The sequence below is a fragment of the Massilia suwonensis genome (assembly GCF_042655665.1).
GTDB lineage: Bacteria > Pseudomonadota > Gammaproteobacteria > Burkholderiales > Burkholderiaceae_D > Telluria > Telluria suwonensis.
In genome coordinates this window covers 119,334-130,503 of record NZ_JBHSMR010000014.1, presented here as the reverse complement: position 1 = coordinate 130,503, position 11,170 = coordinate 119,334, and the positions used below count along the sequence as shown (strand labels likewise).

The window sequence follows — 11,170 nt, the reverse complement described above, 5'->3', positions numbered from 1 at the left end:
AGGTGATTCTGAAAATCAGCGCGAGGAAATGTCGGCGTTGTCGCCGCTGCCGCCCGGCTGGCCGTCGCGGCCAAGGGACAGGATTTCGTATTCTCCCGCGGCAGCAGGGGAACGGTATTGATACGGATGGCCCCACGGGTCCGGCGGCACGCCCTTCTTCAGGTAGGGGCCGTTCCACTTGGTGCCGGCGCTGGCGGGCGCCGTCATCAGGGCGGCCAGGCCTTCCTCGCCGGTCGGATAGCGGCCGACGTCGAGGCGGTAGGTGTCGAGCGATTTTTCGAAGGCTTCGATCTGGGCCTTGGCGATCGTCACTTCGGACTTGCCCAGCTGGGAAAAATACTTGGGTCCGACATAGGCGGCGAGCAGGCCGATGATGACGATCACGACCAGCAATTCGAGCAGCGTGAATCCGGCTGTGAGTCCAGCTGTGATTCCACCCGCGCGCGTGCGCGACGACAGGGACTTGCGGCTTACGAGATCCATCCAGACACTCCTGAGTTGACCATTCGATCAAACCCGTGAAGCGTATCACGGCAATATACTCCAGGCAACCAAGATGACATCTCGACAGCCCTGTTTTTACCCCTGTTCTTGCCCTGCCTGAACGCCTAGCGCACCGCCGCAGCCGCCTCGCCCAATTGGCAGGTGTTTGCGCGGCAGGATGCGGTCGGCGTCGGCAGCACCATGCAATTCGACATCCTGCCGGAACGCTGGTTGCCCGCCTGCTGCTCGGTCTTGTAGCGTTCGGCCAAAGCCTGGAGCGCGCCCGCATCGGTCTTCGCCGTCGAATAGGCGAGATGGCTGGCCGGACCGCCGCAGGCCTTGGCGCCGATCGGCAGCACCTGGCACTGGCTGTCGCTGCTGCACTCGGCCTTGCCGATCAGCGCCTGGATCTGCCCCAGGGTCCCCGAGGCTGCCGGCGCGGATGCCTCGGCCGGTGCCGGTGCGGGAGTGGAAGACGGACCGTCGGCCCGGGTCGCGCAGGCCGTGCAGGCCAGCAATATGAGGATGGCAAGTTGTCGCATCAGCTCATCATACGCATGCGGCCGGCCGGGTCAAGCGTGCGCGGGTCTGTGCGAAAAGCCCGACGTGCAAGCCTTTGATCCGCGTGGATGACAGCGTTGTGGCGAAGACGCGACGCCGCCAAAACAAGTGCACTTATGCACTTTTTATTTCTCGTAGGATATTTCCTACTATCACCATTCAACTTCTTCCATCTTGAGCCTATTTTATGTTCAAGATCTTCTATCTACATCGATCTCTCCACAAATCAATTGATACATGGAAAGAATATTCGCTACAATGGATTTCATCACTGACGAGCCTGCCTCAATCACCATGAACACCGCCCGCTTCCTCTCCGTCTTCAGCATGACCCTGATCGCCGCCGTCCTGACCGCCTGCGGCGGCGGCGCTTCGGAAAGCGCCCTCCCCTCCGCCCAGTCCGCGTCCCTGCAGTCCGCCGCCGTCACGCGCGTCGTCGACCTGTCGGTCGACCCTGCCTCCGTCGGCCAGACGCCGGCCCCCGACTGCGCCGCCGAGCATTGCCAGGGCCTGCGCATCATCGACGGCAACGCCGAAGCCGTCCGCATCGACGCCATGCGCCGCGCCGGCCAGGGCTGATCCACCAATAAAAAAGGCACATCCGGCCTGCGCCGGATGTGCCTCTGGTCGGTCAGGCCCTCGCTTACTTCTTGCGGCGTGCGCGCAGGGTCGAACCCATCAGGGTCAGGCCCAGCATGATCGAGGCCAGGGTGGCCGGCTCCGGTACTTCGCTAGCACTGGCGAACCCGGTGTCCACTTCCACGAAGCTCGGTTCGCCCGGCGTCAGCTGGATGAGTGCAATGGTACCGCTCGTGCCCAGCCACTGCTCCAGCTCATCGCTGAACAGTCCCACGCTCAGGGCCACCCCTTCGCTCATTGCACCGCTATCGAAGCGCGCATCGAAGCCGAAGCGTCCGCCCAGATTGAGCGTTTGCGCAAAGTAGCCGAAGCCGTCAGTGGCTCCCACCAGCACGCCGGCAGCAAGGCCGCTTGCGTCCGTGTAATCACCAGTGAAATTGCTCAAGAACACTGCCGTGTCATCGGAAGGCACGTAGGTCGAGAACTGGAAGTCGAGCAAGCCGGTACCGCTGTAGCCCGTGCTGTCGATCGTCACATGGTAGGTTGGACCGGCCAGGGCGGCACCGGCGCCGGTCAGCAGCATCAGCGCCAGCAGCGCACGGGTAAACAGGTTTTTCAGGTTAAACATGGGTCAGTTCCTCAGAAAGTGCCGCTGAACAGCGCCGGGGTGTAGCCGATGCCGAGTCTCGATGGGTTGGTAAAGGTCGTCGTCACGCTGACCGAGGCGCCTGGCGCCAGCGTCGCGCTCGGCAGCGTCAGGTAAGGCGAGCCGTTGCGGTCGCCGCTCTGGCCGTCCAGCGTCACGCCGGCGGTCAGGCCTTGCAGCACCAGGTGCAAAGGGCCGGTCAGCGCCGCGCCGCTCGTGTTGGTGATCTTCACGGTTGCGCTGTACTTGCCGGTGAGGCGGTTCATGACCGGCGCCGTACGGGTAATGGTCGTTGAGGCAGTCACGTCGGCAAACGTCGGCGCCAGGTTCAGGCTGACGACGACCGGGTCGTGGTCCGATGCGCGATACGGATTGGCCTGGTAAGGATCCTGGCCGCTCGTCTCGATGTTGTAGTCGATCGCTTCCGGTTCGTCCGCGTTGTTGTGCCACTCGGTCACGCCGGCCACCTGCGCCGCCAGGCTGGTGCTGGCCAGTGCATGGTCGAGGTAGCCGCTCTCGCCGCCGAAGACATACGAGTACGGCGTACCGCCCGGGCGCACGAAGCGCTCGATCTGGTTTTCGTAGCCGGCCGCGTTCAGCAGGCGGATCGGGTCTTCCATGCCGTAGGCGTTCATGTCGCCGACGATCAGGACGTCGCTGTCGTTCGCCGCCGCTTTGACTTGCGGCAGGAAGTAGTCGCGAAGGCGCGTCGCCTGTTCGACGCGGTCGCCGTTCCAGCAACCCTGGCCATCGCCGCTGTCGGCATTGGCGCCATTCGCGCCGCCGCAGCCGCCTTTCGATTTCAGGTGGTTCACGACCAGCGAGAACTTGCCGCCGTTCGCAGCCTTGAAGGTCTGGGCGATCGGCGGACGGTTGTTGACCGAGTCGCCGTCCGACAGCGCGCCGCCCACCAGGCTCACCGATTTCGGCTTGTAGATCATGGCCACGCGGATCGCGTCGGTGCCGGTCGCAGCCGGCTTCGGCACGACGGCATAGGTGCCGGCGCCCACCACGGCGTTCAGCTGCTCCACCAGGTACGAGACGGCGATGTCGTCGTTGTTCTGGATTTCCATCAGGCCGACGACGTCGGCGTTCACGGCTTGCAGCGACCGCACGATCTTGTCGCGCTGGCGCACGAATTCGTCCATGTTGTCGGCGCCGCGGCAGTTCGATTTATTGGTCGTGCTGCCGATCTTGCAGCCCTGGCCGGTGCGGCCCCAGGCGTCGTTGCCGTTGGTGAAGGTGGTGAAGAAGTTCAGCACGTTGGCGCTGGCCACGCGCACGTTGCCGCTGGCGACGATCGGCGCCGGCAGGCGTTCGTTGGTGCGCGAGAAGCGCGGCGTCTCGGTCGGCTGCAGCTTGAAGGCCGCGCCGCCGCCGCCCATCGCGCCGAAGTCGAGCACGCCCGTGAGATCGTCGACAGTGTCGCCGCTGCGCACGGTGCCGTCCGCGAACAGGTAAGGAATCGTGGCCGGGGTGGTGAAGATGCCGTCGTCGAGGACGACGATGTTGGCGGCGTTGGCCGCTGCCAGCGCGCGCGCCTCGGGCGAACCCGGCACGTAGCGGTTGGTCGGGATTTCGCGGCGGCCGACGGACAGGGTCAGTTCGCCGCGCTCGCCCAGGTAGGCGTTGCCGTTGACGGTCAGCGGCGTGGTGAAGCGCACCAGCATGCCCTCGAAGCGGGCCAGGTCGGTCGGCATGTCGACATTGGTCAGCGCGACAGTGCCGGTACCGACCTTGTTGACGGCGGTGAGGTCCTTGAACTCGGTGTACGAGCGGGTGGCGCCGGTCGGGGTGTATTCGGTGACGGTGCCGGTGATGCGCACCAGGTCGCCCGCGGCAACGCCGGCGCTCGAACCGAACACGAAGATGCCGTCCGAGGTGGCCGGGTTGCCGTCGCCGCTTGGGTCTTGCAGGAAGAAGCCGCTGCCGACGATGGCGGTGACCACGCCCTGGGTGGTCTGCACGCTGTTGTTGTAGGCGGTCTTGGCGTCCGGACCCTGGATCTGCGGGATCGTCAGCTGGCCGGCCACGCGCACGGCGACCGTGCAGCTGGCGCTCTGGGTGTCGTTGTTGCCGAAGGCGATCTTGATCGGGTAGTTGCCTGCGGCGACGCTGGCGTCCACGCGCAGGGTGGCCGTGGCATCCGCGCCGGCGCTGCCGGCCAGCACGACGTTTTCCAGGCGGATGCCCGGCACGGCGCCGGACTCGATGGCGATGCTGTTGACGATGCTGTCGCTGTCACGCGCCGACAGGGCGGCGCTGGTGCCGACGCCCTGCTCCGCCTGCAGGCTGGCCGGGCAGCTCGTCACGATGGCCTGGGGCTGCGGACCCGGGTCGGTGCCGCCGCCCGAGCAGACGTTGAAGGCCGTTTTCGAATTGCGCGGAATCGGAGCCGGGTTCACCACGGCAAAATCGGTGCTGTTATTGTCGGTATCCGTGCAGCCATTGCCCGCGCGCTGAAGCGCAGTGGTGACAGACGGCGTCGGCGCGCGGGCGGTCTCGTACTGCGTGGCCGATGGGCCGTAGCCGACCATGTCGATGGTCGCGGCGGCCTCGGTCGCGGCCGTCATCAGGGCCGTCTGGTTCGCCAGCGCAACCTTGGCAGAGGTGGCCTGCAGGCTCATGGCCCAGTTATGGTCGATCGGAGTGCCGATATCGGCGCCGCCGGCGGCCTGCACGTTGCCCGCGACCAGGAAATACTGGCCCGGTTGCACCACCACGTCCGGCAGTGCATTGGCGCCGCTCCAGGTCTTGTCGGCTGCCGCATACTGCAAGCTCTTGCCCTTCAGCGCCACTGTGACGCTGCCGCGATTGAACAATTCGATGAAATCGCGGTTGTAGGCCGAGCCGCCACTCGCGCCGCCAGTGAAGATCTGGCTGATGACGAGGTCGGGCGAGGCTGCGAACGCGCTGGTCGACAGTCCGGCCAGCAGCGCGGCGAGGATGGTCAGCCGGCCTGCCGGGGTGTTCGTTGCAACGTGCATGTTCATGGGCTTCCTAATGAGTGGGAGGGGCACAACGTGTTGTCGATGCGAATAGGCATTTTATTATTAGAAATAAGTTTATTGTGAGAATTTGACAGGATTATGACGAGCCGACTTGCGCCTCAGGCAACAGATGAGGTAGAGCGACAACATATTGATTCCACAGGGAAATTTATACCCGGACTTGTTACCGAAAGGGTGCCGCCAGCGGCTCACCAAGAAACACACCCTGCCCGGGCCAGGCCACGCTTTTCCAGTAGGCCTCGATGGCGCTGTCGCCGTCCAGGTAGTGGCGCAGCAGGACCGCCGGATTGGGAAATTTCTGCCAGTGATTACAGGGCTCGCCCACCGTGCCGTAGCTGGCGGTGGCGCCCGCTTCCAGCCAGCGCAGGCTGCTCATCTGGCTGTTGCCCAGCAGTTCGCCGCCGTGCGAGGTCAGGTGGTCGGCCAGGGCGCCGGGCAGGAAGCGCAGCGTGTCGAGCTTGTCGACCTGTGCCTTGCCGGTCTGGTAGACGAGCACGTCGCCGGCGCCGTCGAGCACGTCGGCCTGCAGGTGGTGCACCGTCAAGCCATAGGCCGGCAGCTCGCCGGCCCTGGGAAAGAACATGGCGCGGGCATTGCGCGCCGTTTCCGAGGTCGTCAGATACCAGGCGTGGGCCGGCTGGCGGTAGCGGCCGCGCGCGGTGTTGCTGTCGATGCCGCGCCCGATCAGCGCCTTTGCCTGCGCCTGCGACGCGATGGGCAGCAGCATCGACAGGCGCATGCCGTAGGCGCCGTAGGGCCGCCCTCCCCGCGCATTGAAATAGCGGCTGGGCCGGCCCGGGCCGCAGGGGTGGGCACACAGGGCCGCATCGACGCCCAGGGTATAGGCCGCAGTGATGCCCTGGCAGCCGACTTGATAGGGTGCAGTCCAGATCATCAGCACGGCCTCGATCCCGGGCGCGAGGCGGCTGTCGATTTCCTGCCGGAGTTCCTCGAAGCGCCCCGGTTCGAGCGCCTGCGGGCGCCCCGGGATGCGCACGTGGACGACGTTGGCGGCGGGGATGCCGCGCCGCTTGCGGTAGACCTCGCCGATGGCGACGCTGTCGGGATCGTCGTCGTTGATGACGATGGCGAGCTGGTGCGCTGCCAGCCCGCGCTCCGGGCTCGAGGCCGGAGCGGCGCCCGCGGCCGGCACAAGGCACAGCGTCAGGACCGCGGCAACTACTCCCGAGGCGAGGCGCGCCATCGCCCGCCCGTCAGGCAGGCACGGCGTGGTTCAGGGGGGCGCACCCGGCCAGGCGCCGGCGCGCGGCCAGTCCCAGCAGGCCCAGGCCGCCGGCCAGCATCGCCGCCGCGGCCGGCTCGGGAATCGGCGAGACCGCGTACACTTCCAGCGCATCGACGGCGAAGAACTGGCCGCCGACGGAGCCGTCGATGATGCTGCGCCCTTCCCCGGCCGGGTCGCCATAGCTCAGGCGCCAGGACAGGGCCGTGTCGAGGGCGTCGTTGACCAGCAGGTCAGGCCCGGCGCCGAAGGTCGGGCCCTGCTCTGGCGCATTGAAGGTCTGGAAGCTGCCCTGGCTGGGCAGCTCGAAGCCGCTCGGCACCTGGCGATAGACGGCGGGCGCCGTGTAGTTGAAGATGAATGCGGTGCGCTGGAAATCGCGCGGCGTGAAGTGCCAGCCGTCGTCCTGGTCCCAGCTTTGCGGATTGTAGCCGCCGATCAGCCAGGAGCGGCCGGCCGGATTGCTGACGCGCAGCAGCGTGAAAGTGGGGCCGCGGTTGTCGGCGGCGGCGTGGAAGTCGAGCGACGTATCGAGCGCGCCCTGGCGCGTATAGACGTTCTCGAAGATCTGGTCGCCGGCACCGAGCCAGCGTTCGAGCTGGCCCTCGAGGACGGGGTCCAGCGGCGGCGCGCCGGTCTGGGCATGGGCCGGCGCGATGGCGGCCAGGGACAGGGCCAGCAGCGGCGCAGCGGCGGCAATGAACGTCTTCATGATCACCTCCTGGCGGGGTTCACTGAGGGCTTGCACTGAGGGTTATTGTATGCCGCGGCTGCGCGGGGCATCACACTGTTGACCTGGAAACCTTGATCGGCCAGAGACGCGGCGAGCCCGGAACGCAGACGAAAAAAAAGCGGACGTTGCCGTCCGCTTTCCGTCCCGTGCAGTCGATCAGGACCGCTTGTAGATGTCCTCGAAACGCACGATATCGTCCTCGCCGAGATAGCTGCCCGACTGCACTTCGATGATGTGCAGAGGCAGTTTTCCCGGGTTCTCGAGGCGGTGGTTCATGCCGATCGGGATATAAGTCGATTCGTTTTCCGACAGCAGGCTGACCTTCTCGCCGCAGGTCACGCGCGCGGTGCCCGACACCACGACCCAGTGCTCGGCGCGGTGGTGGTGCATCTGCAGCGACAGCTTCTCGCCCGGCTTCACCGTGATGCGCTTGACCTGGAAACGGTCTCCCGCATCGATGCCTTCGTAGTGACCCCACGGACGGTAGACCTTGGTGTGGTGCAGGTGCTCGGTACGTTCTTTCGACTTCAGGTGATCGACCACCTGCTTGACGCGTTGCACGGCGTTCTTGTGCGCGACCAGCACGGCGTCGTTGGTCTCGACCACGACCACGTCGTCCAGGCCGACCACGGCCACGATGCGGCTCTCGGCGCGCACCAGCGAGTTCCTGACGCCGTCCAGGTAGACGTCGCCGCGCTGGGCATTGCCGTTCTCGTCCTTCGCCTGCACTTCCCACAGGGCCGACCAGGAACCGACGTCGTTCCAGCCGATGTCGGCCGGCACGACGACTGCGTTGTCGGTGTGCTCCATGACGGCGTAGTCGATCGAGTCCGATGGGCAGGCGGTGAACGCGGCTTCGTCGAGGCGGCAGAAATCGAGGTCGCGGTAGCCGCTGCGCATGGCCTGCTCGGCGGCGTCGGCGATTCCTGGGGCGAACTTCGCCAGCTCGGCCAGGTAGCGCTCGGCCGCGAACATGAACATGCCGCTGTTCCAGTAATAGCCGCCGTCGGCGACGAAGGCGCGGGCAGTCTCCACGTCCGGCTTCTCGACGAAGCGTTCGACCTGGTAGCAGCCCTCGCAGCCGGCCAGCGCCGCGCCGCGGCGGATATAGCCGTAGCCGGTTTCCGGCGACTGCGGCACGATGCCGAAGGTCGCCAGCCCGCCTTCCTTGACCAGGGCGGCGGCGCGCAACACGGCTTCCTTGAAGGCTTCCGTGTTTTCGATCACGTGGTCGGCCGGCAGCACCAGCATGACCGCTTCCGGATCGATCGCCTTCAGGTAATGGGCGGCGGCGGCCACCGCCGGCGCGGTATTGCGGCCGACCGGCTCGAGCAGGATCCCCAGCGGCGTGATGCCGGCCGCGCGCAGCTGCTCGGCGACCATGAAGCGGTGGTCGTTGCCGCACACGACAAGCGGCGCCTGCAGGCCCGGCAGGCCGGCCACGCGCAGCGCGGTGTCCTGCAGCATGGTCTTGTCGGCCACGATCGGCAGCAGCTGCTTGGGCAGCACGGCGCGCGACAGCGGCCACAAACGGGTGCCGGCGCCGCCGGAGAGGATCACGGGATAAATTTTCATGCGTTCGCTTTCTTACCGATTATTACTCTTTTGTCCTGCGTTTTCTTTTCGACTGCTGCGGCGGCGATCGCGTGCGTTCAACCACTCTTCGGAACTGTACTCCGATGCGTGCTTCATTTCCCCGGCACGGTCGACACTGTATTCCTTGAAGACGATCATTTCGTTCAGTGTCACATCGTGCAACACACGAGTATATTCAAACAACACGCTGCGGACAATCTCGGCGCCTTCGCAGATGTGGCTGCCGTGGCCGATCCACGTCGGTCCGACAATGTGCACGCCCGCTTCGATGCGCACGCCCGAGCCGATGTAGACCGGGCCTTCGATCGTGGTGCCGTTCCAGTCGATGCTCGTATTCAGGCCCACCCACAGGCCAGGCTCGATCTGGGTGCCCGGCACGTCCATGTGGCTGACTTCGCCGGTCAGCACGGTCTGCAGCACTTCCCAGTAGTCCGACATGGTGCCGATGTCGAGCCAGTTGAACGGACGGCGCTGGGCGTAGAACGGCAGGCCGCGCTCGGCCAGCAGCGGGAACAGTTCGGAACCGATGTCGAAGGAGACGCCCGGCGGAATCAGGTCGATCACTTCCGGCTCGAAGATATAGATGCCGGTGCTGATGAAATTCGACTTCGCCACGTCCTGGCTCGGTTTTTCCTGGAACTCGGTGATGCGGCCTTCCTCGTCGGTGACCACCACGCCATACGAGGACACTTTGTCCCACGGTACTTCCTTGGTGATGACCGAAGCCATCGCACCCTTGCGGCGGTGCTCGAGCAGGGCCGCCTTCAGGTCGAGGTCGATCAGCGCGTCGCCGCACAGCACGACCGTGGTGTCATCGAAGAACTGGCCGAATTCCTGGATCTTCTTCATGCCGCCGGCCGAACCGATCGGCTCGGGCACGATGGTGCCGTCGTCCGTCATGTAGCCTTCGAAGGAATAGCCGATCTGGACGCCGAACTGCTCGCCCTCGCCGAAATACTCCTCGATCTTTTCGTGCAGCCAGCTGACGTTGACCATGATTTCGGTCACGCCGTGTTTTTTCAGATGTTCGACCAGGTAAGCCATCACCGGTTTTCCCAGCAGGGGAATCATCGGTTTCGGAAGGTCGTACGTGAGCGGGCGAACGCGCGTGCCCTTGCCTGCCGCGAGAATCATTGCTTTCATTAACGTTCCTTATTCTGTGTGCTGTCGGGCGAGCGCACTGTAAAACTTTGTCGGTTTCAGGTCGGCGCTTTGTCGCCCGGATTGGTCTGCAATCGGTGCTGGTTCCTTGCTTCAGGCCGCCTTGGCCGACATCGTCTGGTAGCGCCAGGTGTCCGCGCACATCTGGGCGACGTCGCGCGTGGCGACCCAGCCGAGTTCGTCACGCGCACGCGCCGGGTCGGCATAGCACTTGGCGATGTCGCCCGGACGGCGGTCGACGATCTGGTAGGGCACCGGACGGCCGCTGGCCTGCTCAAAGGCGCGCACCATTTCCAGCACGCTGTTGCCGTGGCCGGTACCGAGGTTGTAGGTGACGAGGCCGGGGCCTTGCGCCAGCTTGTCCAGGGTTTTCACGTGGCCGATCGACAGATCCACCACGTGGATGTAGTCGCGCATGCCGGTGCCGTCCGGGGTCGGATAGTCGCCGCCGAAGACCGACAGCTTCTCGCGCTGGCCAGTGGCGACCTGGGCGATGTAGGGCACCAGGTTGTTCGGGATGCCCGACGGCGACTCGCCGATCAGGCCGCTTTCATGGGCGCCGACCGGGTTGAAGTAGCGCAGCAGCGCGATGCGCCAGTCCGGCTCGGCCTTGATCAGGTCGCGCAGGATGTCTTCGATCATCAGCTTGCTGCGGCCATAGGGATTGGTGGCCGACAGCGGGAAGTCTTCGAGGATCGGCACCGAGGCCGGATCGCCGTAGACCGTGGCCGAGGAGCTGAACACCAGCGTCTTGACGCCGAACTTGGCCATGGTCTCGAACAGCACGACGCTGCCGGAGACGTTGTTGTCGTAGTAGCGCAGCGGCTGCGCCACCGATTCGCCGACCGCTTTCAGGCCGGCAAAGTGGATGACGGCGTCGACCTTGTGGGCGGCAAAGGCCGCTTCCATGGCCGCGCGGTCGCGGATGTCGGCTTCGACGAAATCGAAGGATTTGCCCGTGATTTTTTGCACTTGCTCTTGCACCGAGCGCTGGGCGTTGGAGAGATTGTCGACCACGACCACGTCGTACCCGGCATTTTGCAGCTCGACGACGGTGTGGGAACCGATATAGCCCACGCCGCCCGTAACCAGAATCTTCATTGTCGTCACTCTCATTCACTGTTGATGCGCGCCTGTTTCGGCGCTTCAGAACGGCG

10 protein-coding genes are annotated in these 11,170 nt (G+C 65.3%); 1 reads left to right on the top strand and 9 read right to left on the bottom strand.

Features of this window, described 5'->3' with window-relative positions; translation table 11 throughout:
- Nucleotides 1-15 precede the first annotated feature (15 nt).
- Together gspG and ACFPQ5_RS20925 are read right to left on the bottom strand one after the other, a co-directional pair.
- The gene (gene gspG, locus ACFPQ5_RS20930; RefSeq protein WP_379760424.1) at nucleotides 16-483 is read right to left on the bottom strand and encodes a type II secretion system major pseudopilin GspG; all 468 of its coding nucleotides are present in this window, start codon (nucleotides 481-483) and stop codon (nucleotides 16-18) included.
- A gap of 125 nt (nucleotides 484-608) precedes the next feature.
- Nucleotides 609-1,025, bottom strand: a complete 417-nt coding sequence (locus tag ACFPQ5_RS20925) for a hypothetical protein (protein ID WP_379760422.1) — start codon at nucleotides 1,023-1,025, stop codon at nucleotides 609-611.
- A 313-nt stretch (nucleotides 1,026-1,338) separates the two neighbouring features.
- Between ACFPQ5_RS20925 and ACFPQ5_RS20920 the strand changes: the two genes are divergently transcribed.
- Complete coding sequence (locus ACFPQ5_RS20920; RefSeq protein ID WP_379760420.1) at nucleotides 1,339-1,623, top strand: hypothetical protein; 285 nt, start codon at nucleotides 1,339-1,341, stop codon at nucleotides 1,621-1,623.
- 64 nt (nucleotides 1,624-1,687) lie between these two features.
- Here ACFPQ5_RS20920 and ACFPQ5_RS20915 read toward each other — a convergent pair whose 3' ends face one another.
- The 7 genes from ACFPQ5_RS20915 to galE form a co-directional block, all read right to left on the bottom strand.
- Nucleotides 1,688-2,251 (bottom strand): NF038129 family PEP-CTERM protein, encoded by a 564-nt coding sequence (locus ACFPQ5_RS20915; protein WP_379760418.1) that lies wholly within the window; start codon nucleotides 2,249-2,251, stop codon nucleotides 1,688-1,690.
- Between the two features lie 11 nt (nucleotides 2,252-2,262).
- On the bottom strand, nucleotides 2,263-5,262 hold the full coding sequence (locus ACFPQ5_RS20910) for an ExeM/NucH family extracellular endonuclease (protein ID WP_379760416.1): 3,000 nt from the start codon (nucleotides 5,260-5,262) through the stop codon (nucleotides 2,263-2,265).
- A 181-nt stretch (nucleotides 5,263-5,443) separates the two neighbouring features.
- Nucleotides 5,444-6,484, bottom strand: coding sequence for a TIGR03790 family protein (locus tag ACFPQ5_RS20905; RefSeq protein WP_379760414.1), 1,041 nt, complete (start codon nucleotides 6,482-6,484; stop codon nucleotides 5,444-5,446).
- 10 nt (nucleotides 6,485-6,494) lie between these two features.
- Nucleotides 6,495-7,235 carry a PEP_CTERM-anchored TLD domain-containing protein gene (locus tag ACFPQ5_RS20900; RefSeq protein WP_379760412.1) on the bottom strand — a complete coding sequence of 247 codons (741 nt, stop codon included), beginning with the start codon at nucleotides 7,233-7,235 and terminating at the stop codon, nucleotides 6,495-6,497.
- A 177-nt stretch (nucleotides 7,236-7,412) separates the two neighbouring features.
- Entirely contained in the window at nucleotides 7,413-8,831 is a 1,419-nt protein-coding gene (locus tag ACFPQ5_RS20895; protein ID WP_379760410.1) for a mannose-1-phosphate guanylyltransferase/mannose-6-phosphate isomerase, read from the bottom strand.
- Between the two features lie 12 nt (nucleotides 8,832-8,843).
- Nucleotides 8,844-9,995, bottom strand: coding sequence for a sugar phosphate nucleotidyltransferase (locus tag ACFPQ5_RS20890; protein WP_379760408.1), 1,152 nt, complete (start codon nucleotides 9,993-9,995; stop codon nucleotides 8,844-8,846).
- A gap of 111 nt (nucleotides 9,996-10,106) precedes the next feature.
- On the bottom strand, nucleotides 10,107-11,114 hold the full coding sequence (galE, locus tag ACFPQ5_RS20885; protein ID WP_379760406.1) for a UDP-glucose 4-epimerase GalE: 1,008 nt from the start codon (nucleotides 11,112-11,114) through the stop codon (nucleotides 10,107-10,109).
- Nucleotides 11,115-11,170: the final 56 nt, after the last annotated feature.